Annotated in this window: 21 protein-coding genes and 2 pseudogenes; 17 read left to right on the top strand and 6 right to left on the bottom strand. The window is 70.5% G+C overall.

Features of this window, described 5'->3' with window-relative positions; all coding sequences use genetic code 11:
• Nucleotides 1-93: 93 nt before the first annotated feature.
• The 5 genes from AC4OXY_RS39505 (at nt 94) to AC4OXY_RS39485 (ending at nt 5,580) form a co-directional block, all read left to right on the top strand.
• Nucleotides 94-726 (top strand): hypothetical protein, encoded by a 633-nt coding sequence (locus AC4OXY_RS39505; protein WP_491992121.1) that lies wholly within the window; start codon nt 94-96, stop codon nt 724-726.
• 5 nt (nt 727-731) lie between these two features.
• Nucleotides 732-1,445: an ABC transporter ATP-binding protein gene (locus AC4OXY_RS39500; RefSeq protein ID WP_491992120.1), complete on the top strand. Its 714-nt coding sequence runs from the start codon at nt 732-734 to the stop codon at nt 1,443-1,445.
• Entirely contained in the window at nt 1,432-2,094 is a 663-nt protein-coding gene (locus tag AC4OXY_RS39495) for an ABC transporter ATP-binding protein (RefSeq protein ID WP_356025779.1), read from the top strand. Before AC4OXY_RS39500 ends, AC4OXY_RS39495 begins: the two co-directional genes overlap by 14 nt.
• Nucleotides 2,095-2,161: 67 nt before the next feature.
• Nucleotides 2,162-4,813, top strand: a complete 2,652-nt coding sequence (locus tag AC4OXY_RS39490; protein WP_491992119.1) for an FtsX-like permease family protein — start codon at nt 2,162-2,164, stop codon at nt 4,811-4,813.
• Between the two features lie 38 nt (nt 4,814-4,851).
• On the top strand, nt 4,852-5,580 hold the full coding sequence (locus tag AC4OXY_RS39485) for a response regulator transcription factor (RefSeq protein ID WP_402064655.1): 729 nt from the start codon (nt 4,852-4,854) through the stop codon (nt 5,578-5,580).
• 30 nt (nt 5,581-5,610) lie between these two features.
• Here AC4OXY_RS39485 and AC4OXY_RS39480 read toward each other — a convergent pair whose 3' ends face one another.
• Nucleotides 5,611-6,075 carry a carboxymuconolactone decarboxylase family protein gene (locus AC4OXY_RS39480; RefSeq protein WP_491992118.1) on the bottom strand — a complete coding sequence of 155 codons (465 nt, stop codon included), beginning with the start codon at nt 6,073-6,075 and terminating at the stop codon, nt 5,611-5,613.
• An 86-nt stretch (nt 6,076-6,161) separates the two neighbouring features.
• Between AC4OXY_RS39480 and AC4OXY_RS39475 the strand changes: the two genes are divergently transcribed.
• The 5 genes from AC4OXY_RS39475 (at nt 6,162) to AC4OXY_RS39455 (ending at nt 11,296) form a co-directional block, all read left to right on the top strand.
• Nucleotides 6,162-7,037: a sigma-70 family RNA polymerase sigma factor gene (locus AC4OXY_RS39475; protein WP_491992117.1), complete on the top strand. Its 876-nt coding sequence runs from the start codon at nt 6,162-6,164 to the stop codon at nt 7,035-7,037.
• Between the two features lie 397 nt (nt 7,038-7,434).
• Nucleotides 7,435-9,690 carry a molybdopterin cofactor-binding domain-containing protein gene (locus AC4OXY_RS39470; protein WP_491994711.1) on the top strand — a complete coding sequence of 752 codons (2,256 nt, stop codon included), beginning with the start codon at nt 7,435-7,437 and terminating at the stop codon, nt 9,688-9,690.
• Between the two features lie 8 nt (nt 9,691-9,698).
• On the top strand, nt 9,699-10,175 hold the full coding sequence (locus tag AC4OXY_RS39465; RefSeq protein WP_362819835.1) for a (2Fe-2S)-binding protein: 477 nt from the start codon (nt 9,699-9,701) through the stop codon (nt 10,173-10,175).
• Nucleotides 10,176-10,417: 242 nt separating this feature from the next.
• Nucleotides 10,418-10,579, top strand: a complete 162-nt coding sequence (locus AC4OXY_RS39460) for a hypothetical protein (protein ID WP_491992116.1) — start codon at nt 10,418-10,420, stop codon at nt 10,577-10,579.
• Between the two features lie 120 nt (nt 10,580-10,699).
• On the top strand, nt 10,700-11,296 hold the full coding sequence (locus tag AC4OXY_RS39455; protein ID WP_491992115.1) for an SMI1/KNR4 family protein: 597 nt from the start codon (nt 10,700-10,702) through the stop codon (nt 11,294-11,296).
• Nucleotides 11,297-11,452: 156 nt separating this feature from the next.
• Here AC4OXY_RS39455 and AC4OXY_RS39450 read toward each other — a convergent pair.
• A pseudogene (locus tag AC4OXY_RS39450) lies at nt 11,453-12,179 on the bottom strand (helix-turn-helix transcriptional regulator).
• A 220-nt stretch (nt 12,180-12,399) separates the two neighbouring features.
• Between AC4OXY_RS39450 and AC4OXY_RS39445 the strand changes: the two are divergent.
• The gene (locus tag AC4OXY_RS39445) at nt 12,400-13,137 is read left to right on the top strand and encodes an SDR family oxidoreductase (protein ID WP_402064645.1); all 738 of its coding nucleotides are present in this window, start codon (nt 12,400-12,402) and stop codon (nt 13,135-13,137) included.
• A 608-nt stretch (nt 13,138-13,745) separates the two neighbouring features.
• Nucleotides 13,746-14,966: an FAD-dependent oxidoreductase gene (locus AC4OXY_RS39440; protein WP_491992114.1), complete on the top strand. Its 1,221-nt coding sequence runs from the start codon at nt 13,746-13,748 to the stop codon at nt 14,964-14,966.
• A gap of 391 nt (nt 14,967-15,357) precedes the next feature.
• Here the strand turns inward: AC4OXY_RS39440 and AC4OXY_RS39435 are convergent, their stop codons facing one another.
• Nucleotides 15,358-15,846 (bottom strand): GNAT family N-acetyltransferase, encoded by a 489-nt coding sequence (locus AC4OXY_RS39435; RefSeq protein ID WP_491992113.1) that lies wholly within the window; start codon nt 15,844-15,846, stop codon nt 15,358-15,360.
• A 49-nt stretch (nt 15,847-15,895) separates the two neighbouring features.
• Nucleotides 15,896-16,573: a 4Fe-4S binding protein gene (locus AC4OXY_RS39430; RefSeq protein WP_491992112.1), complete on the bottom strand. Its 678-nt coding sequence runs from the start codon at nt 16,571-16,573 to the stop codon at nt 15,896-15,898.
• Between the two features lie 133 nt (nt 16,574-16,706).
• Between AC4OXY_RS39430 and AC4OXY_RS39425 the strand changes: the two are divergent.
• Nucleotides 16,707-17,266: pseudogene (locus AC4OXY_RS39425) on the top strand (IS630 family transposase); the annotation flags it as partial.
• Between the two features lie 48 nt (nt 17,267-17,314).
• Here AC4OXY_RS39425 and AC4OXY_RS39420 read toward each other — a convergent pair.
• Nucleotides 17,315-18,151, bottom strand: a complete 837-nt coding sequence (locus AC4OXY_RS39420) for an alpha/beta fold hydrolase (protein WP_376290422.1) — start codon at nt 18,149-18,151, stop codon at nt 17,315-17,317.
• Between the two features lie 295 nt (nt 18,152-18,446).
• Between AC4OXY_RS39420 and AC4OXY_RS39415 the strand changes: the two genes are divergently transcribed.
• Nucleotides 18,447-19,172, top strand: coding sequence for an alpha/beta fold hydrolase (locus tag AC4OXY_RS39415; protein ID WP_356030824.1), 726 nt, complete (start codon nt 18,447-18,449; stop codon nt 19,170-19,172).
• Between the two features lie 27 nt (nt 19,173-19,199).
• Here the strand turns inward: AC4OXY_RS39415 and AC4OXY_RS39410 are convergent, their stop codons facing one another.
• Nucleotides 19,200-19,682: a carboxymuconolactone decarboxylase family protein gene (locus AC4OXY_RS39410; RefSeq protein ID WP_356030823.1), complete on the bottom strand. Its 483-nt coding sequence runs from the start codon at nt 19,680-19,682 to the stop codon at nt 19,200-19,202.
• Nucleotides 19,683-19,806: 124 nt separating this feature from the next.
• On the opposite strand from AC4OXY_RS39410, the gene AC4OXY_RS39405 reads away from it, so the two are divergent.
• The 3 genes from AC4OXY_RS39405 (at nt 19,807) to AC4OXY_RS39395 (ending at nt 22,584) form a co-directional block, all read left to right on the top strand.
• On the top strand, nt 19,807-20,787 hold the full coding sequence (locus AC4OXY_RS39405; protein WP_356030822.1) for a pirin family protein: 981 nt from the start codon (nt 19,807-19,809) through the stop codon (nt 20,785-20,787).
• 10 nt (nt 20,788-20,797) lie between these two features.
• Nucleotides 20,798-21,139 (top strand): GNAT family N-acetyltransferase, encoded by a 342-nt coding sequence (locus AC4OXY_RS39400; protein WP_376290411.1) that lies wholly within the window; start codon nt 20,798-20,800, stop codon nt 21,137-21,139.
• Nucleotides 21,140-21,342: 203 nt separating this feature from the next.
• Complete coding sequence (locus AC4OXY_RS39395; protein WP_491992111.1) at nt 21,343-22,584, top strand: MFS transporter; 1,242 nt, start codon at nt 21,343-21,345, stop codon at nt 22,582-22,584.
• Nucleotides 22,585-22,619: the final 35 nt, after the last annotated feature.

Raw genomic sequence — 22,619 nt, 5'->3', positions numbered from 1 at the left:
TAACCGTCGGCGAGCAGGGCGTTAACCGGCCCGCTTCTAGCGTCGACGGTACGACCGTCCGGTCCGGGGGCTTCCCTTTGGAGGGCAGTGGACATGGCAGCACACGTACGGACGTCCGCATGCGTGGGCCTGGCGCTCGTCGCGGCGGTGACGGCGGGCTGTTCGGGATCCGGCTCGTCGGCTTCCAAGAGCCCGCCCGCCCCACGCTCGCCGTCATCCTCGTCGGCCCCGGGCACGCCGAACAACCCGGCGCCCACCGAGTCCAACCCGCCCGGTGACATCCCCGACAACCAGGTGTACGTCCCCTTCCACGGAACGGGTTTCACCGTGAAGGTCCCCGAGGGGTGGGCCCAGACCCAGCAGGGCGGCACGACGGCCTTCACGGACAAGCTGAACACCGTACGGATCCAGACGGCTTCGGTGCCGACCGCGCCCACGGTCGGTGAGGTGACGAACACCGTCGTCCCACAGCTGCGTGCACAGGTCCCGAAGTTCGCCGCGCCCAGGGTGTCCGAGGTGACCCGGCACGCCGGCCGCGTCGTCCTGCTGACCTACCAGGGCGACTCGGCGAAGGATCCGGTGACCGGCAAGGTCGTGCGGGACGCCTTCGAGCGGTACGCCTTCCACCGGTCCGGCCATGAGGTGGATCTGACCCTGTCCGGGCCGGTCAACGCCGACAACGTCGACCCCTGGCGCACCATCAGCGACTCCTTCGCCTGGCGGTGACCACCATGGCGGACGAGACGGTCCTCACCGCCCGGGAGCTGTACCGCTTCTACCGGGCCGGTGAGGAGGAGACGCTCGCCCTGCGCGGGGTGTCCCTGCGGGTGCGGCGCGGCGAGACGGTCGCGGTGGTCGGGCCGTCCGGGTCGGGCAAGTCGACCCTGCTGGCCTGTCTGGCCGGGCTCGACGAACCCTCCGGCGGCGAGGTGCGCGTGGGCGGCGTACGGATCAGCCACCGGCCGGAGACCGAACGGGCCCGGCTGCGGGCCCGCCACATCGGGGTGCTGCTGCAGACCCGCAATCTGCTGCCCCACATGAGCGTCGGCGACAACATCCGGCTGGCCCAGCGGGCCGCCGCGGGCAGGCCCGCGGTCTCCGCGAAGAAGCTGCTCGGCCAGGTGGATCTCGCCGGGCGGGGCCACGCCCTGCCCCGGCAGCTGTCCGGCGGTGAACTGGCCCGTGCCGGCCTGGCCGTCGCACTCGCCAACTCCCCCGACATCCTGCTGGCCGACGAACCGACCGGCGAACTGGACGGCGAGACGGAACAGGCCGTCCTCGCGCTGCTGCACGACCGGGCCGCCCGGGGCTGCGCCGTGCTGATCGTCACCCACAGCGCGGCCGCTGTTCGCGTCGCCGACCGGGTCATCGGCCTGGAGGACGGAAGAACAGTCGGCGCCCCGGCGGAGCCGGAGCGGCAGGAGGCCCCCGATGTCACCGCATGAGCCGCTCGTCGTCTGCCGGGACGCGGCCCTCACCTTCGGCCAGGGACAACAGGCGGTCGTGGCCGTGCACGGAGCCGACCTGGAGATCGGGTCCGGTGACCGGCTGGCCGTCGTCGGCCCGTCCGGGTCGGGGAAGAGTTCGCTGCTGCACCTGCTGGCGGGGCTGGAACAGCCCACCAGCGGCACCGTCACCCGGGCCGAGTCCCTCGGGCCGTACGGGATCGGGCTTGTCTTCCAGGGCGACAGCCTGATCCCCGCCCTCAGCGTCGCCGAGAACACCGCCCTGCCCCTGATCCTCGCCGACCGCCCTGAACCCGAGGCCCGTGAAGCCGCCCTCGCCGCGCTCGCCCTGGTGGACGCGGCCGACCTCGCCGACCGGCTGCCCGAGGAGATCTCCGGCGGCCAGGCCCAGCGCGTGGCCGCCGCCCGCGTCCTGGCCCAGGCCCCGCGCCTGATCCTCGCCGACGAACCGACCGGCCGCCTCGACCACGCCACCGGCGCCCGGGTACTGGACACCCTGCTCACGGCCGCCGACCACACCGGCGCGGCCCTCGTCGTCACGACCCACGACCCGGCCATCGCCGCACGCCTGCCCATCCGGCGCACCATGCGCGACGGGCGGCTGCTCGCTCCCGAGGAGGTTCCGTGACCACCGCCCGGTCCTGCGGCCCGGCCCGTCACAGCACCGGACATCTGTCGGCACCGCAGGAGGAGTCATGATCACCGCTTGGGCGCGCGGCCTGGTCCGCCATCGCTCCGGTCGTCTTCTGGCCGCCCTGACCGGGATAGCGCTCGCGGTCGCGCTCGTCGCCGCGCTCGGCTCCTTCCTCACCGCGTCGAAAGCGACCATGACCCAGCGCGCCCTGCGCTCCGTCTCCGTCGACTGGCAGGTCCAGGTCCAGCCCGGCGCCGACTCCGGCTCCGTACTCTCGCTGGTGCGCAAGACGCCCGGTACCCGGGCCGCCCTGCCAGTCGGCTACGCCCGCACCGCCGGCTTCAGCGCCCGCGTGCAGGGCAGCACCCAGACCACCGGCCCCGGCATGGCGCTCGGCCTGCCCGACGGCTACCGCGCCCTGTTCCCCGACGCGATCCGCACGCTGTCCGGCGCCTCCACCGGTGTCCTGCTGGCCCAGCAGACCGCCTCGAACCTGCACGCCGCTCCCGGGGACACGATCAGCGTCCAGCTGCCCGGCGTCGGAGTGCGCCAGGTGACGGTGGACGGTGTGATCGACCTGCCGCAGGCCGACTCCCTCTTCCAGACGGTCGGCGCCCCCAGCCAGTCCCAGCCGACCGCACCCCCGGACAACGTCGTCCTCCTGCCCGCCGCCCGGTTCGCCGCGCTCACGCACGGCTCCACCGGCACGACCACCCAGATTCACGTCGTCCGCGACACCACGCGCCTGCCCGCCGACCCGGCCGCCGCCTACACCGCCGTCACCCGCGCCGCCCACAACCTGGAGGCCCGCTCCACCGGTACCGCACTCGTCGGCGACAACGTCGGCGCCGCCCTCGACTCCGCCCGCCAGGACGCCCTGTACGCCCAGATCCTCTTCCTCTTCCTCGGGGTCCCCGGCGCGGTCCTGGCCGCCGCGCTGACCGTCGCGGTCGCCTCCGCCGGGAGTGAACGGCGCCGCCAGGAACAGGGACTGCTGCGGCTGCGCGGCCTGCGCCCCGGCCAGATCACCGCCCTGGCCGGCCTGGAAGCTGCGCTCATCGGTCTGCTGGGCGGGCTGGCCGGGCTGGGCATCGCCGCGCTGACCGGGCGCTTCGCCTTCGGCACCGCGTCCTTCGGGACCGGCGCCGGCACCTGGGCGGCCTGGTACGCCTTCGCCTTCCTCCTCGGCGCCGCCGTGGCCGCGGGTGCCGTCCTCGTCCCCGCACTACGGGACCTGCGCACGGTGACCGTCGCCGAGACCCGCAAGGAGTCCGGGGCACGTGGCACCCGCAGCCCCTGGTGGGCGCGCTGCGGCCTGGACCTCGCCCTGCTGCTCGGCTCCTGGCTGGTCTTCCGCGCCTCCTCCGGCAACCAGTACGCCCTGGTCCTCGCCCCGGAGGGCGTGCCCAGCATCTCGGTGTCGTACTGGGCGTTCCTCGGCCCCGCACTGCTGTGGCTCGGCGCCGCCCTGCTCCTGTGGCGCCTGACACTGCTGGCCCTCGCCCACGGCCGCCCGGCGCTCGCCCGGCTGGCCCGCCCGCTGACCGCGAACCTCGCCGGCACCACCGCCGCCACCCTCGCCCGGCGCCGCCGCCCGCTCGCCCGCTCCGTGGTGCTGCTCGCCCTCGCCGTGTCCTTCGCGGTCTCCACCGCCGTCTTCAACGCCACCTACAAACAGCAGGCCGAGGTCGACGCCCGCCTCACCAACGGCGCCGACGTCACCGTCACCGAACCACCCGGCGCCCACGCCCCGCCCAGCGCCGCGGACACGCTGAAGGTCTCCGGCGTCCGGCACGTCGAACCCGTCCAGCACCGCTTCGCCTACGTCGGCTCCGACCTCCAGGACCTCTACGGCGTCCGCCCCGGCACCATCGCCCGGGCAACCTCCCTCCAGGACGCCTACTTCGCAGGCGGCACCGCCCACCAGCTCATGCGGCGCCTCACCGAGCGCCCCGACAACCTGCTGGTCAGCGCCGAGACCGTCAACGACTTCCAGCTCTCCCCCGGCGACACCGTCAACCTGCGCATCCAGGACGCCCGCACCAAGGCTCTGCGCACGGTTCCCTTCCACTACGCGGGCATCGTCAAGGAGTTCCCCACTGCCCCCAAGGACAGCTTCTTCGTCGCCAACGCCTCCTACATCACGCAGGCGACCGGCAGCGACGCGGTGGGCGCCTTCCTCCTCGACACCGGCGGCACCCACCAGCAGCAAATCGCCGCCGACCTGCGCACACGGCTCGGCACCGGCGCCACCGTCACCGACCTGACCCAGACCCGGGGCACCGTCGGCTCCAGCCTGACCTCCGTCGACCTGGCCGGCCTCACCCGCATCGAACTGGCCTTCGCCGTCCTGCTCGCCGCCGGCGCCGGCGGCCTCCTCCTCGCCCTCGGCCTCGCCGAACGCCGCCGGACCTTCGCCATCGCCACCGTCCTCGGCGCCCGCACCCGGCAGCTGCGCGGCATGGTCCTCACCGAAGCCCTCCTCCTGGCCGCGGCCGGCCTCGCCGGAGGCGGGCTGATCGGCTGGGCCCTGTCCGAGATGCTGGTCAAGGTCCTCACCGGCGTCTTCGACCCGCCCCCCGCCGCCCTGGCGGTGCCCGGCGGCTACCTCGCCCTGACCGCACTGGCCGCCCTGGCCGCCGTACTGGCGGCGGCCCTGAACGGGATCCGCCGCGCCCGGCGCCCCGCCGTCGAGGAACTGCGCGACCTGTGAGCCAGCGCGCGACGACCGACGTGTCTACCCTGACGGCCATGGGCACGCCCACCGCACCCGACAACGGCCGCTTCCGGGTTCTCGTGGTCGAGGACGACGACGTCATCGGCCACCATCTCCAGTCCGGACTGCAAGGCAACGGTTACACCACCGCCTGGAGCCGCACCGGCACCGCCGCCCTCGCCGAAGCAGACCGCGCCCCCTACGACGCCCTGCTCCTGGACCTCGGCCTGCCCGACATGGACGGCCTCGACGTCGCCCGCACCCTGCGCGCCCGCTTCCGGGACCTGCTGATCGTCGTCCTCACCGCCCGCACCGACGACATCGACATCATCGCCGGCCTGGACGCCGGCGCCGACGACTACCTGGTCAAACCCTTCAGCCTCACCGTCCTGCTGGCCCGCCTCCGCGCTCACCTGCGCCGCCGGACCGTCACCACGGTCACCGACCAGCCGATCCACCTCGGCGACCTCGTCATCGACCCCGCGGCACGCCGCTGCCACCTGCACGACACGGAACTCCCCCTGCGTCTCAAGGAGTTCGAGCTGCTCGCCCTCCTCGCCCGGCACGTGGGCGAGGCCGTCTCCCGCGAGACCCTGATGGCCGAGGTCTGGGACGAGAACTGGTTCGGCTCCACCAAGACCCTCGACGTCACCATGGCCGCCCTCCGCCGCCGCCTCACCGACGCCGCCGGAACAGCCCCCGGCCCCAGCCACCTACCCCGCATCACCACACTCAGAGGCCACGGCTACCGCCTGGATCCGTGACCGGCTGGGTGGGTGAGAGCCACGCTGGGCTCAGCCCCAGGTCTTGCCGGCCGGTTCCTTGATGGTGCGGTTGATCCGGTTGAAGAAGTTGGTCAGCGCGATCTCCAGGTTGATCGCGCCGATCTGCTCCTCGGTGAAATGAGTGTCGGCCTCTTCCCAGATCTCGTCGGTGACACCCGGCGCACCGTCCTGCAACCGGGTGGCGGCCTCGGCCAGCGCCAGTGCCGCGCGCTCCGCGTCGGTGTAGAACGGCGCCTCACGCCACGCCGCCACGTTGTGCAGCCGCTCATCGGTGTCACCGGCCTTCTTGCCCCCGGAGACACTGGCGTAGACGCACGCCGAGCAACTGTTGATCTGGCTGACGCGCAGGTGGACCAGCGCCAGCAGCTTCGGGGGGACGCCTCCGGCGGCGATCGCCTTCTGGAGGTGCTGGATCGCGGTCCACACATCGGGGTTGTTCGTGTTCTTGTTCTTGTTCTTGAGCCGGTTCTCCATGTGGGAGTGCTCCCCTTCATCGGGTTACGTTGCGGCGCCTGTGCGCGTCATGCCTATGACGGAGCAGCTTCGACGGAGGTAACACCATGGCCGGCACTCATCCCGCGGACCCGATCGCCGATGCCTTCGAGTCCCACCGTGACCGGCTCCGCGCCGTCGCCTACCGCATGCTCGGATCACATGCCGACGCGGAAGACGTGGTCCAGGAGGCGTGGCTGCGTCTGTCCCGCCAGGACACCGACACCATCGACAACCTCGGCGGCTGGCTGACCACCGTGGTCGGCCGCATCAGCCTCGATGTCCTGCGCTCGGGCCGGACGCGCCCAGAAGTCTCCTTCGACGACCGGCTTCCCGAATTCACCGTGATGCTCGACGACGCTCCCGCTCCGGACGACCTCACGGCACTCGGGGACCGCGTCGGCCTCGCGCTCCTCACGGTCCTCGAATCGCTGCGCCCGGACGAACGACTGGCGTTCGTACTGCACGACGTGTTCGCCGTGCCCTTCGCGGAGATCGGCACCATTGTCGGCAAGTCCGCCGACGCGACCAAAATGCTCGCCAGCCGCGCCCGCAGGAAGGTACGGGCCGCCCAGCAGCCGGCAAGCGCCGGACGACAGCAACGCGAGGTGGTGCAAGCCTTCCTGGCCGCAGCCCGCGACGGCCGGTTCGAGCAGTTGCTTCAGGTTCTCCACCCTGAAGTGACGTTCACCGTTCACACCCCGAACGGCACGTTCGTCACGCTCGGGGCCACCGAAGTCGCCACCCGCGCGCGAGTGGCCGGCAGCGCGGCCCGAGGACATGCGGCGACCGTCAACGGCCGCCCCGGCGTCCTCTCCTGGAGCGAGGACGGCACCCCGCTTTCCCTCCTGGCCTTCACCGTCGCCGACGGCCGCATCACCGAGATCACGGCCGTGACCGACCCGGCGAAACTCGCGCTCATGGACCTGCCGGTCCCGGTGTGACTCCCACCGGCGAAGGCCGCGCATACGCGGAGCGCTCGACGACGCCGACGTACGTGCCCGGCCGGAGATCGGGGCCGGTGCGCATGACGGGCCTGGCCATGGCCTGCACAGCCCTGTGTGCGCAAGGCATGGCGGATTGAAGGACATCACGTGAGACCTGCGGCCGCATCGCCGTCGGGGGCGGGTGCAGCGCTACGCAGGTCTTGCCGGTGGTCGTCACCAGGGAGATCCTCAAGCGGGTACAGGGACAGGATGCACCGCGAGGAGCTGTGGTGAAGGCAGGCAACGCGCGCCGCCGGGAGGACAGTTGACGGACAGGGAGACCCACTCCGCACGACGGGGGCAGGGGCAGGAACCCGCGGCGGCCGGGTTCGGGCGGCGGAGATTCCTCGGCTACGTGCTGGCCGCCTCGACGCTGACCGTGGCCGCCGAACTCGGTGAGGCGGTGCTCGCGCCGGACGAGGCGGCGGCGGTCGTCCCGTCCCTGCCGGGTCCGGCGGAGATCTACGACCTCAACGACATGCTGACCCATGCGACGCTGCCGACGGCCGACCTGATCACGATCCGGATCGACGCCGACGGCACGGCGTCCTTCGCGCTGCCCCGGGCGGAGGTCGGGCAGGGCATCACGACGTCCAGCGCCATGCTGATCGCCGAGGAACTGGACCTGCCGCTGGAGCGGATCCGGGTCACACTCGCGGACGCGCGGCCGGAGCTGCTGTTCAACCAGCTCACCGGCGGCTCCAACACCACGATCTCCACCTTCACGCCGATCCGCGTCGCCGCCGCCGTGGCCCGGGGCCGGCTGCTGAAGGCCGCTTCCCTGGAACTCGGCGAGGCCCTGGGCACTCTGACGGCGAAGGCCGGTGTCATCACCTCCTCGGCCACCGGCCGCAGTCTCACCTACGGTGAACTGGCCGCGAGGGCAGCGGCGGTGACGACTGGCCGGGTCTCGGTGGCGCTCAAGGAACCGGCGGAGTTCAAGGTGATCGGCACCGCTCAGCGACGTGTCGACGCGGTCGAAGCGGTGACCGGTCGCAAGAGGTTCGCCATGGACCTGCACGTCCCTGACGCCCTGCCGACGATGGTGTGCCGACCGCCGACGATCAACGGCACCGTGCGCTCGGTGGACAACCTCGCCGAGGTGCGGGACATGCCCGGCATCACCGATGTCGTGGCCGTCTCCACCGGGGTCGCCGTCCGCGGCCGTACCTTCGGCCAGTGCATCGACGCCGTGCGCGCGCTGAGGGTCTCCTGGGGGCCGGGCAGTGCCGAGAACGCCTCCGACACCACGATCCGCGACGAGCTGACAAGGGCAGAACTTCCGCTCCCCGCACTGGGCTTGCTGACCAAGTCGGTCGACGCCCGGTTCACCTTCCACTTCGCGAGCAACAGCGCGCTGGAGACCAACTGCGCCATCGCCGACGTACGGAAGGACTCGGCCGAGATCTGGGGGAGCATGAAGTCCCCGATCGTCGCCCAGGAGGAGATCGCGCTGAAGCTGGGGCTGCCCGTCCCGGCGGTGACCGTCCATGTCACCGAGGGCGGCGGCTCCTTCGGGCGCAAGCTCTTTCACGACGCCGCCGCCGAGGCCGCGGAGGTCTCGAAGGCGATGGGCAAGCCCGTCAAGCTGATGTGGCACCGCACCGACGACTTCCGGCAGGGCCGCGCCCACCCGATGGCCACCTCGCGGGTGCGCGCCACCTACGCCCTCGGCCAGGTGCTCACCTACGACCAGCGGCACACCTCCGTCGCCACCGACTTCGGCCACGGGGTCGGCGAGATCATCACCTCCGAGGCCGCGCGGCTGCCGGTCGGTGATCTGGCCTTCTCCGAGACGATCTTCGCCCTCAGCCAGCAGACGCCGTACAACTTCGGCGTCGTCACCCAGTTGCTCAGCGAGACCGACAAGGGCTTCAACACCGGCTCCATGCGCAACATCTACTCGCCCAACGTCCGCTGTGCGCAGGAGCTGGTCGTGGACGAGCTGGCCGGGCGGATGGGCAAGGACCCGTACCGGTTCCGCCGCGAGTTCGTGAAGGACGAGCGGGTGCGGGCCGTCCTCGACAAGGTGGCGGACGTCGGGAACTGGGGCCGGAGCATGGCCGCCGGCACGGCACAGGGCATCGCGCTGCATCCCGAGTACCACGCCTGTGTCGCCGTCCTCGCGGAGATCGACTGCCGCCCGCAGACCACCGGCCGCAAGGTCCGCGACGCCTGCACCGGTCCCCGAGTCACCAAGGTCGTGTGCGCGGTCGACGTGGGCCTGGCGGTCAACCCGCAGGGCCTTCAGGCGCAGATGATGGGCGGCATCATGGACGGGATCGCGATCATCCTCAGCTCCGGCCTCCATCTCGACAACGGGCACTTCCTGGAAGGCAGTTGGGACAACTACTTCTACACCCGGCAGTGGAACGTCCCGCCCGAGCTGGAGATCGTCGTCATGCCGCCGACCACCGGGCGGCCCGGCGGCGCCGGGGAACTGGCCGTGGCGGCCGCGGCGGCGGCCGTGGCCTGCGCCTACGGCCGCGCCACCGGCACCATGCCGACGAGCTTCCCGATCAACCACGCCGGACCGCTCGGTTTCGAGCCGCTGCCCACCACCCCGCCGATCCCCGCGTCCCCGACCGACGGACTCAACCGCGCCTTCTAGGAGTTGCCGTGCCCGAACACACCTTCATCCTCAACGGCAAGCGGGTGACCGTCGACATCGAGGACGACGTCCGGCTGCTGTGGGTGCTCAGAGACGTCCTCGGGGTCACCGGACCGAAGTACGGCTGCGGGCTGGGCGTCTGCCAGGCCTGCACCAGCCACATCAACGGCAAGGCGTTCAACCCCTGTTCGGTGCCGGTCGGCGCGGTCGGACCGGACGACGAGGTCACCACCATCGAGGGCCTGCCCGCCACCGTCGGCAAGGATCTGCACCCCATGCAGGAGGCCTGGCTGGAGCACGACGTGGCGCAGTGCGGCTACTGCCAGCCCGGCCAGATCATGACCGCCGTGGCCAAGGTCCGCCAGGCCCGCGAGGAGGGCCGGGAGATCACCGAGACCGACCTCGACGAGATCCGCAACGTCTGCCGGTGCGGCACGTACCACCGCATCCGGGAAGCGATCGTGGCCGGCGCCAAGAAATACTGAGGCGGCGCCGTGCCGGAACTCGCCGCGCGGTTCACCGCCCCCAGGCTCCGCGTGTCGTTCGTCGACCGGCTCTGCAATTCCGATCCCTATGTATCGAAGATCTTTTCACCGGCGCCGCCGACGGCGCGTCGGCGGACCCCGTCGACCGGGATCCGCTGCGGGAGCCCGATGCCCTGCAGGAGGTCGGCCTCCTCGACTGCCGAGTGTGCCCTCTCACCGGCCGTACCGGGCTGCTCCTCGACATGCACACCTCCCTGCAGTACCGCGCGGGCAACGCGGCGCTTCTCGTCGTGCGCGGACTGAAGTCCTTCCGATGGAGCGAGGATCCGGTGGAGCGCGAGTTGATGTCCTTCGCGGTCATGAGGAGCAGTCCCACAGCCTGGGCGCCGCGCTCAACTACTTAGCGGCCTCGTCAACGAGTGCCGGCAAGCAGCCCTGACGGCAGGCTTGAGCCACTCGACCCATCGGCTTGGCGCGGCTAGGTTGGCGGCACAGATCCCCGCTGACCAGTGTTGGAGCCGTGCATGTCCTCGTTGGACGAGTTGCAGGCCCTGCTGGGCGCGCCCGTCGGCCGGCCATCCAACCCGGACGACTGGAACGAAGTCGAGCAATACGTAGGTTCCGCTTTGCCCAGCGACTTCAAGACGTTCCTCAACGCCTACGGCAGCGGGTCCGTCTCCGGTGAGCTCGTTGTCTTCCACCCGCACGGATCAAGTCCGCTGCTGGAGCGCATGCGCAGGACGCACCAGATGTTCACTGAGCGTCGAGACAGATCCCTGAGCATGGGGGACTCCGAACATCTCCCGTACCCCTTTCACCCCGAACCCGGTGGACTGATTTCGTGGGGGTACGACCACAGTGGTGACGAGCACTTCTTCCTGCCCTGCGGCCCGGACCCGGACCGGTGGAAGGTCGTCACGATGGTCCATGAAGAGGGCTGCGAGACCTTCGACGGGCCCTTCTCGGCCTTCGCGCTCGCGTTTGTGCGGCGGCTGCTCGACATGGACCGCTACCACGGCATCGAGCCGGAAGCCCTGGAGTACCTGGAGCCGGAGGACCTTGAAGAACTGGTCGCCGCCGGAGAGATCGGCCCTGTCCAGCCGAGCTTCGAGCCGTTTTAGACGGAGCGGCCCCGCGACGGACCTCGTCGTTGGGGCGGGCATGTCCCCGAACTCCACCAAAGCCCGGTCCCCTCATCTTCATCTGTTGCCCGGCGCGCAGCCGCCGGCCCTCCGCCGCCGTACCGTGAGCGCCGATACCGCCACCGACCTCCTCCTTCACCGGCCGGTCACGGCTGCGCCCCCTTCGGGCGGTTCGCTGCTGTCGAAGTAGACGACCAGCGTCTGCTCCGGCTGTTCGGCCAGGTGAAAAGCGGTGTACGCGTAATCGATCGCTCCCCGTTGGGGGTGTCGTAGCCGTTTCCGGCCACTGTGCCGAGCCTGCACCTCGTACTGCGGCCACCACTCCCGCACCTCCGGGCTGCCCTCGTTCAGGTCCTCGATCAGTCGGGTGTACCGCGGGTCGCCGGAATGGCGTGTCGCCAGCGTGCGAAGTCGGCCGAGCAGGCCGCGTGCCTCGGTTTCCCAGTCGACCAGAACGTCCCGGGCCACCGGTTCTGGTGCCGCCGATGATGTACGCCGGGTTCGGCTGGAGCAACAGGGGGACGGCCCCCGCCTCGGCCGTGAGCGGCTCGGGTTCCTCGGCTTCGGCCACGGGCGCGTGACCGGCGAGCTGAAGGAGATGATCGCGTTCGTGCCGGTCCAGCCGCAGCGCCGCGGCGAGGGCGTTGAGCACCTGTTCGGAGACGCCGATCTCCCGCCCCTGTTCCAGGTACGTGTACCAGGTGGCGCTGATCCCGGCCAGCAGTGCCAGTTCCTCTCGGCGAAGTCCCGGGGTCCGGCGGCGGCCGGTCCGGGGCAGGCCCACCTCGTCAGGGGTCAGGCGCTCTCTCCGGCTGCGCAGGAATTCACTCAGCTGACGGCGTCGGTCCGGCTGCATGTGCATGGCGGGTGGTGTCTCCAGTTCCAGAATAAACACGTTCTGGATGCCAGGCTAAGCGGGGCGGAGACTGGTGTGCGAGCACGGGCCCGAGGCACTGCCGACGGCCTCACACGGTCACACCGGCACCCGGCCGTCCAGTGCGCAGCGGCTTCCGTCACGCTCCTCCAGGACCCGCTGCCGCTCGGCACCCCGGCCCCGGTGCCGAGGATGGAGAGGGCAACTCATGTCCGGATTCAAGGGCAAAGTGGTGGCGATCACGGGAGCCAGCAGCGGCATCGGCGAGGCGACCGCGCTGCTGCTCGCCGAACGCGGCGCGCGGCTCGTCCTCGGCGCACGCCGGTCCGAACGCCTGGCGGAACTGGTGGCCCGGATCGAGAAGGCAGGCGGCACGGCCGTGCACATCCGCACCGACGTGACCCGGCGGGACGACCTGCGGGCCCTGGTCGCGCTGGCCGGTGAGTGCTTCGGCCGACTCGACGTACTCGTCAGCAACGCCGGAGTCGGCACCATCTCGCCTCTCGACGATCTACGCGTCGACGAGTGGGACCACATGGTCGACGTCAACGTGAAGGGCGTCCTGCACGGCATCGGCGCCGCGCTGCCGGTCTTCCGGGCACAGGGAACCGGCCACTTCATCACCATCGCCTCCACGGCCGCGTTTCGCATCGTGCCGACCATGGCCGTCTACGCCGGCACCAAGTTCGCGGTCCGGGCCATCTGCGAAGGGCTGCGCCAGGAAGCCGGCGACTCCCTGCGGGTGACCACCGTCTCACCTGGTGCGACTGCGACCGACTTCGCCGAGGCGTCAACCAACAGCCAGGTCAGAGCGGAGATCACGAAGATGCGGGACGACATCGCGATCCCGCCCGACGCAATCGCCCGGGCCATCGCTTTCGCGATCGAACAGCCTGCAGCGGTCGACGTGAACGAGATCGTCGTCCGGCCCACCGCCCAGAGCTGACCTCCCCCGCCCTTCCGCCCGTGAGGTGGGTGGCATGCCCGAGTGGAAACGACGGAGGGCGCAGCTCGTCTTGAATGAGGGCTCTTCCTCAGTCCGGGCAGGCCGCTTGTGGTCCTGCGCAGGCACTACAACGAAGCAGATGCGTTCGCGTCGCTCGCGGCCTTCCACCCGCATCTGGAAGTCGGCCCCGTGGCGGGGCGCCGGACTTTCCCGGGGCTCCGTTGCGTTGGAGGCCGATGTGCCGAACGCCGAGTCCGGCCGGTCAGTGCGACCGACGGCTCAACCGAGAACGCGAGCTGCAAAGGGTGCGAAGCGCCCTCCGCGCCGACTCCGGCCTGCGGACCTGACCCGTTTCCGGCCGCGGACGGCGTGCCGTTCCGTCGGCCACCTGCGGTCGGGCGGCTGAGCTCGCCGCTTGCCTCGCGGCGGCCTGTCAGGTGTCGACGCGCCCCGGTGCCGGCCGGGGAGCCTGTGCTAGCGTTTTTGGCGGACGTACGAAAGTCACGGTCCGGTAGGTAGTCCGGATGGCGAACAGTCGCTCGTACAGTGCCCGTTGAGGCACGTCCGGTGCGTCCCTTTTCGTTTCATGATCGAGAAGGGACACGACTGTGCCGGATCTGCACGTCATCATCGCCGGGGGCGGGCTCGGTGGCCTGGCCCTCGCACAGGGGCTCCACCAGGCGGGGATCAGCGTCGCCGTCTACGAGAAGGACCCCGGCCCGGCCTTCCGCAACCAGGGCTACCGCATCCGGATCAACTCCGACGGCATCACCGCCCTCAAGGCATTGCTGACGCCGCCGATGTACGAGGTCTTCGCCGCCACCGCAGGAACCCCCGGCCCGCGCATGGACACCTTCGACCACCGGCTCGACCTGCTGCACGCCCAGGAACTCCCGCCCGTACCGGTCCTGCCCGGCAACGGGAACCTGGCGGTCAACCGGATGACGCTGCGCCAGATCCTGCTGTCCGGCCTGGACAAGGCGGTGCACTACGGCGCCCGGCTCACCCGCTACGACATCAACGCCTCGGGTTCGGTGACCGCCCACTTCGCCAACGGCACCAGTGCCCGCGGCGACGTGCTGATCGGTGCCGACGGGGTCAACTCGGCGGTCCGCAAGCAGTACCTGCCCGAGGCACAGGTCGTCGACGCCGGACTGCGGTTGCTCTACGGCAAGATCCCCTTCGCCCGCAACGAGGCCCGCTCCCTGCTCCCGCCCGAACTGCTCGGACTGTGGACCACCGTGGTCGGCCCGCACCGGCGCTTCGTCGGACTCGCCCCCGTGCAGTACCGCGAACCGATGCACCAGGTGACAACCCGGCTGGCCCCCGGCATCGAGCTCAGCGACGACAGCGACTACCTCACGTGCGTCTTCGGCGCTCGCCGGGAGCAGTTCCCCTGCAGCGACGCGGAGCTGTTCACCATGAGCGGCGGGGAACTACAGGCGCTGACGCTGTCCCTGGTGCAAGGCTGGCACTCGCGGTTGGTCGAGGCCGTGTCCCGGCAGGACGTCGCCTCGATCTTCCCGGTCTCGGTGCGGACCAGTGTGCCCGTCGCCGCCTGGGAGACCACCTCGGTCACCCTGCTGGGCGATGCCATCCACGTCATGAGCCCCGCCATCGGCGTCGGCGCGAACACGGCACTGCGTGACGCCCAGGTCTTGACCGACCGCCTCGTCCAGACTGCCGAGGGTCGGCCGCTCGACGAGGCCCTCCATGCCTACGAGGAGGAGATGCTCGGGTACGGCTTCGACGCCGTGCGTGACTCGGCCGCCCGTGGCCACCGCCTGGTGGGCCAGAATCCGCTGCCCTCCCCGCGGGCACGGGCGTAGGCCGGTACGGCGCCCGACGGCACGCCCAACCGCACGAACCGGTGGCGGGCCAGGCCCTGGCTCGGCCACCGGGGAATGCCGGACCCAGGGGTGAACCCCGAGCGTCCGCGACACTCACGCAGAACAGACCGGCAACCCGCACACCCGGCGTCCTGCACATCGCCGTGCCCGACGCACGCACGGTCACCGGAACGCATCACCATGACATAGGCGCAGAAGACCCTCGGGTTCTCCAGCGGCGACCGCCAGTGGATCGTGACCGTCTGCGCACTCGCCGTCGACGGCCTGTTGCTTCTCGGTAGCCGCCTGGGCAACCGCTTCGGCGTTCGCGGAGGGCAGGCAGAGACGACGGCACACGCGGAGCGCGCGGCGTGCAGCGGCTCCTGCCGCGTCATTCCGAAGGAATGCGAAACTCGAATTCGGGACGGTCCCACGGCACGGCGGGCGGGTTCGCGAGCGCGGTCCCGGTCCGTACGGCACCGACGCGGAGATAGAAGTCCTCGGCGGGACGATGCGACACGACCTTGACACGGTCGAGCCCGGCGGCACGGGCCTCGGACTGCATGTGCGCGACGAGCAGCCGCCCAATGCCACGTCCTTGCGCTTCGTCGGCGACGAACAGCAGGTCCAGCTCCGGTGGAGCGAGGACGAGCGAGTAGAACCCGAGGACCCGGCCTCCATCCTCGTCGGCGCCGACGGCTACGAAGGCGCGGTGGGCTTCGATGTAATCAGGACCGACCCGGTAGCCCGCCACTGCGGCCGCGTACTTACCCTCGTAGGCGGCTGAGCCACGCACGAGCCGCGTGAGCCGTTTGGCATCCCGCGCGACTGCCCTCCGTATGGCGATCGGCCGGCTGCTCGGGGAAGTACGTGAACCCATCGGAAGAGTATGTCGCACCGGGGAGTGCCTTCCTGCGGCAGGCCAGGTGCTAGGGCTCCACGCGGATGGTCCCGTAGGAACGGCTTCTGGCGGGCGTCGCCGTATCACCATCCCTCACACAGGAATCACCGACCCCCTGGACGCTGCCCCTTGCGCAAGGCCCTGACCTGGACATACACGCCCGCACTGAGCCAGCTGGACGCCCCTGGACGGCTTTTACGACATGTGCCAAGTGGGACCGTCCGGTCAGGACCCTGGCCAGCGCCCGCGGCCAGGGTCGGCGGATTGTCGCCCTGCGGTAGCAGCGTGCGGGCTTCAGCGCGCAGGGCAGTGTGGCCGACGCCGATGTCCGACCGAGAGCACAAGCAGTCGCCACAGGCCCGACCACTGCCTGACGCCGAGCGGCCGCCCCGGGCCATGCAAGATCCGGACCGTTCCCGGGCCAACGACTCCGACGAGCTGTCCATGGCTGCCATGCGCGCGGGTCAGCGACGCGTTTCCGCTGGACCACCAGCAGACCAAGAAACAGCCGGACGCTCCGCTCAAGGTGCTGGGCATGACCGCTCGGCACGCTGAGAGTCCGCATGCGGAAGTTCACTTCCGGAAGTGGCTGGCAGGCGCCGGGGTCGATCACGTAGATCTGATCCCCCGCCTTGATCGCCCCGTTCGGGCACTCGGGCTCGCAGGCACCACAGTCGATGCAATCTTCAGTGATCTTGATGGCCATGACGGCTCGCACCTGTCTCTGGGCGCGGTCCGATGACCAGCGAGCCAGCAGCCGGGCAGTACCGCGCGGTGCGACACAAGAGGCCCACCGTCAGGGACTCTCCAGCGACCACCGGGTCCGAAGCCCTGCGGCGTGCCGCCTGTCGCCGCGGTGCCTGGTCAAGCTCGCCGCGTACCTCGCCGAGGGGGCGGCCGTGCACGGCTGGGTGGAGGACCAGATAGGGACCTCCGCGCGGGTGGTCACGTGGATCGGCCGGAAGTTCCACGTCGCCTACAGCGTCTCGGGCGGCCTTGCCGGGGATACATCTGCTACGAGGACGAGGCGGGGTCCACCCGCAGACCGCCCAAAGAGCGCACCCGGGGCCGGGGCGGCCACACGCAGGTCGTGACGGTGAGCGGACGGCGCTCAGGGCGCCTGTCGGCGGCCTGGGTGATCGCCGTGCGGCCCGGATCGCGCACCCGGCTGTGTCACCGGCTGGTCTGTCACCCGGCGGGTAAGGGCAAGCGGCGCAGTATGGGCGAGCAGGGCTTCATCGCGCTGATCGACGGCGTCCACCACCTCATCAAGGCGCCGATCGTGCTGGCGTGGGGCCGGCTGAACACCCATGTCTCCCGCAGGACGCGGGAGTTGATCGACCAGCGAGAGTGGCTGACGGTGTTCCTGCTGCCCGCCGCCACCCGGAAGAAGGAGCCGCACCTCACCCTGACCGCAGGCCCGCCGGGGCGGGCCTGCGGCGGGAGGTCACTTGCTCAGGAAGGTCAGGAGTGCTGTGTTGACTTCCTGCGCGTGGGTCCACAGCAGGCCGTGCGGGGCGCCCTCGATCTCGACGTAGTCGGCGGACGGGAGGGCCTTGTGGAACAGGCGCGCGGTCCCCTCGACGGGCAGGATCCGGTCGCCCGTACCGTGCAGGATCAGGGTCGGCACGTCGATGGCCGGGATGTCGGCGCGGAAGTCGGTGTACCAGGTCGACGGCGCGGCGGCCGCCGCGAAGAAGCCGCCGCCCGCGGCGACGTCCCAGCTGTTGCGCACGGCCTCCTCGCTGATCCTGGTGCCGAGGTTCTCATCCAGGTTGTAGAAGTCCTTGTAGAAGTCGGTGTAGTACGCGTAGCGGTCCGCCTTGACGGCCGCGACGATGCCGTCGAAGAACTCCTTCGGGGCGACCCCGTCGGGGTTGTCGTCGGTCTTGAGCAGGCAGGGCTCCAGCGAGGCCAGGAAGGCGACCTTGGCGACCCGGGCGGAACCGTAGGTGGACACGTACCGGGCGACTTCTCCGGTGCCCATGGAGAAGCCGACCAGGACGGCGTCTCGCAGGTCGAGGGTCTCCAGCACGGTGTTCAGGTCGGCCGCGAAGGTGTCGTAGTCGTACCCGGTGGTCGGCTGGCTGGACTGTCCGAAGCCGCGGCGGTCGTAGGTGATCACACGGTAGCCGGCGTCCAGCAGCGCGGCGCTCTGCCGCTCCCAGGAGTGGCCGTCGAGCGGGAATCCGTGGATGAGGACGACCGGCTGCCCGGTGCCGTGGTCCTCGTAGTAGAGGTCGATGGTGGTGGAGTTCTCCTGGCCCACGGTGATGTACGGCAAGGTGTCGTTCCTTCTTCCGGAGTGACTGGCGTGTTCGCGGCATGCGCGGCACGGGATGTCGTCACGCTAGGGCGGACGTCTCGCCGCCTGTTGTCCTTCAGTGCATCGCTGCTTGCCTGGAAGTGCCAGGAAGAGCAGGAAGAAGACGAGTGCCCGCACCCCTCACAGGCGCGGACGGACCACAGACGGTGCACCGGCGGACAAGGCGCCCCCGCCGGCGGCCCCTAGTGTGCTGTTCGAGCCCGCGGCCCGCACCAGCCGATCACCACGACCGACACCCACAGGGAGTTGTGCCTTGTCCCGTTCCGGCAGCCCGACCGTCGTGCTGGTCCACGGCGCCTTCGCCGACGCGTCCGGCTTCGCCCGCGTCATTCCCGAACTGATCGCCCGCGGCCTGGATGTCGTGGCCCCGGCGGTGCCCAACCGCAGTCTGCTCGGCGACTCCGCCTACATCGCCTCGATCGTCCGTGGAATACCCGGTCCCGTCGTCCTGGTCGGGCACTCCTACGGCGGCGCCGTCATCACCGTCGCCGGTGCGGAGGACAACGTCACAGCGCTGGTCTACCTGGCCGGCTACGCCCTGGAGGAGGGCGAGAGCCTGGGCGAGCTGCAGGGCGGCTTCCCGGATTCCGACCTCGCCGGCGCGCTCGTCCACACGCCGTTCCCGATCGACGGCTCCACCACTTCTGGCACCGATGTGTCGGTCGAGATCGACAAGTTCCCGTCCGTCTTCGCCGCCGATGTCGATCCCGACCTGGCGGCCGTCCTCGCCGTCTCCCAGCGTCCCCTGGCCGCACAGGCCTTCGCGGAGAAGGCGCCGAAGGCGGCGTGGAAGACCAAGCCCTCCTGGGGTCTGGTCGCCACGGCCGATCGCACCATCAACCCCGAGGTGGAGCGCTACGGTTACACGCGTGCCGGCATGACCACGGTCGAGGTCGACTCCTCGCACCTGGTGATGCTCGCCCACCCGGAGCGCGTCATCGAGTTGATCGAGGAGGCCGTCCGGGCCACCGCCCAGTGAGCCGATTCGGAGCTCGGGAACCGGCTGTCAAGGGGTCCTGCGGACACGGTGCTTGCTCAGGACGGAGACGCGGTTGAACGCGTTGATGGTGATCGCCACCCAGATCACCGCGGATATCTCGTCGTCGTCGAGGAACTGGCGAGCGCTGTCGTAGGCGCTCTCCTGCGCGGCGGCGTCAGCGGGTTCGGTGGTCGCCTCCGCCAGGGCGAGGGCCGCACGCTCCTGCTCCGTGAACAGCTCGGTGTCGCGCCAGGCAGCCAGCACGCCCAGACGCTGAGTGGTCTCCCCGGCGCGCAGAGCGGCCCTGGTGTGCACGTTCAGACAGTAGGCGCAGCCGTTGATCTGTGACACACGGAGGTTGATCAGCTCCACCAGACCGCGGTCCAGCCCCGCCTCGGCAGCGACCGCCCGGACCGCATCGGCCGTCTCGACCAGTGCCTGGTAGGCCTTGGGGCTCTGTTTGTCGATCAAGACCCGCCGGTTCACAGGCTGTGCTGTGGTGTCACTCAACGTGGGCTCCTTCGAGGCCGCTCCCGGCCCTTGCTCGCCGTGCCGTGTGTGTAGGGGAACACGGACTTACTATCAGGCATGATTGTTGAATATGAAATCACCTTGGGACGCGGGAAGGCCTTCGATGAGCAACGTCGAGACGAATCCGGCCGCAGTGCGCTGCGGTGCCGCCGCACACGGTGCGGCCACGCCGCAGGTCGACGTGCTGCCCCCGCGGGACGTCCCGTTGGGCGGGCCACGAGCCATGACGGTGCGGCGCACGCTGCCGCAGCGGGCGCGGACGCTGATCGGCGCCTGGTGTTTCATCGACCACTACGGACCCGACGACGTCGCCGACACCGGCGGCATGGACGTCGCTCCCCATCCGCACACCGGTCTGCAGACCGTGAGCTGGCTGTTCAGCGGAGAGATCGAGCACCGCGACAGCCTGGGCAGCCACGCGTTCGTACGGCCCGGCGAGCTGAACCTCATGACGGGCGGGTACGGCATCAGCCACTCGGAGGTCTCCACCGCCGGCACCACGATCCTGCACGGCGTCCAGCTGTGGGTGGCTCTGCCGGAACAACACCGGAACACGCACCGGGACTTCCAGCACCACGTGCCGAACCCGGTTCGGGTGGGCGGGGCAGACATCAGGGTGTTCCTGGGATCCCTCGCCGGTGACACGTCCCCCGTCCGGACGTTCACGCCCTTGCTCGGCGCCGAACTCGTCCTCGACCCGCGCTCGACGACCGCACTCCCGGTGGATGCCGCCTTCGAGCACGGCCTGCTCGTCGACCAAGGGGAGATCCGCATGGGCGGAACACTCCTGATCCCAGGGGAACTCGGCTGCCTCGGCACCGGAAACGACATCCTGACGCTGACGAACGAGTCGGACACTCCCGCCCGGGTGGTGCTGCTGGGCGGGACGCCGTTCGAGGAGCAGATCGTCATGTGGTGGAACTTCATCGGCCGCAGCCACCAGGACATCGTCGACGCCAGGGAAGCCTGGGAAGACGCGTCCGACCGCTTCGGCAGCGTCGAAGGTTACGACGGCCACCGCCTTCCCGCGCCCGCCCTTCCACATGCCACCCTCACGCCACGCAAGAACCCGACACGCCCCTGAAAGGCTCACGATGACACAGCCCGCCGCCGCTCCGACCGTCCAGCGTGTGGATGCCAGGCACCGGTACGAAATACTGGTCGACGGCAGCACCGCAGGCCTCACCGCCTACCGCGACCACGATGACCAGCGCGTCTTCTACCACACCGAGATCGACGACGCCTTCGCCGGGCAGGGCCTGGCTTCGGTCCTCGTCCAGCAGGCCCTGACCGACGCACGTGCCGCCGGGAAACGCATCGTGCCGGTCTGCCCTTACGTGGCGAAGTTCCTCAGGAAGCACGACGAGTTCGCCGACCTGGCCGACCCGGTGACCCCCGAAGTCCTGCGATGGCTGGAGACCGAGCTGGCGCGCTGACCCGGGGCACCGGCGGTACGGGCTCCGCAAACTCGCCCATCTCTGATGGAGATGACTGACATCCCGAACCATCGCCTCAGACGGGGAAGCACCCGGGGCGCGCAGACGCTTACGCCTGCGTGACGGCATCGAGGAAGCTGCCGGCCATCCACGGCACTACCGCCCGCGCCGGTCTCCCGGCTCGCCCCGCCAAGAAGGTGCACATGTCCGCATCATCCGAACTCAGGACCTCGCGGCCCGCGACGGCAACGGCCCCGCACGGCGTGCCGGGGTGGCTGGTCGCGCTCCTGGCCGTCGCCTCCGGCATGACGGTCGCCAACCTCTACTACGCCCAGCCCCTCCTGTCCTCGCTGAGCGGTGTCTTCCACACCAGCACGGCCACCGCGGGGGCACTGATCACTCTCACCCAGGTCGGGTACGTGATCGGCATGCTCTTCCTCGTCCCGCTCGGCGACCGGCTGGAGAAGCGCAATCTCGTCACCGTCCTGCTGGCGGTCACCACCCTCGCCCTCGTGGCGGCGGGAGTCGCCACCAGCTTCTCCATGCTGCTGATCGCCTCGCTGGTCAGCGGTGCCACCTCGGTCGTCGCCCAGATCCTCGTGCCGTTCGCCGCCGGTCTCGCTCCTGACCACGCCCGCGGCCGCATCGTCGGCCGGGTGATGAGCGGGCTTCTCACCGGCATACTGCTCTCCCGCACGCTGAGCAGCCTGGTCTCGGACGTCGCCGGCTGGCGCGTCGTCTTCCTCGGCTCCGCCGCCCTGATGGCCGTGCTGGCCGTGGCCCTGCGCGCCGCCCTGCCGCAGCACGCGCCGACCACGACCATCCCGTACCACCACGTACTGCGCTCCACCGTCCGGCTGGTGCGCACGCACCCCGCACTCCTGCGCCGCGGCCTCTACCAGGCGGCGATGTTCGGCGCCTTCAGTGCCTTCTGGACCACCGTCTCCTTCGTCCTGACCGGCCCCCGCTTCCACTACTCCCCCGTCGGGGTCGGCGTGTTCGCCCTCGTCGGCGCGGCCGGAGCGGCCATCGCCCCGTTCGCCGGGCACTGGGCCGACCGGGGGCTCGTCCGCCCCATCACCGGCATCGCCTTCGGGGCCGCCGCCCTGGCCTTCGCACTCGCCGGGTTCGGCGGACACAGCGTCGTGCTGATCGCCCTGGCAGCGATTGTCGTCGACATGGCCGTACAGACGACCCTGATACTCGGCCAGCACACCGTCTACCAGCTCGACCCCGCCGCCCGCGCCCGCCTCAACAGCGCCTTCATCGCCATGTTCTTCGTGGGCGGCGCGGTCGGATCGCAGCTCGGATCGGTCGTCTACCACGCCGGAGGCTGGACCGGCCTCACCGCACTCGGTGCCGCCCTCCCCCTCGTCGCCCTCCTCTACTGGACCACCGAACGTCGCAGGGGAGCGGCAGCAGAGCCGAGCCCGGCAGGCCCGTAACTCTGGTCCGCGCAGGTCGGGCTCAGCCCGCGGTC

The sequence above is a fragment of the Streptomyces sp. HUAS MG56 genome (genome assembly GCF_058673395.1).
Note: the sequence above shows the minus strand (reverse complement) of the source record. Positions and strands in the feature narration are given on the sequence as shown.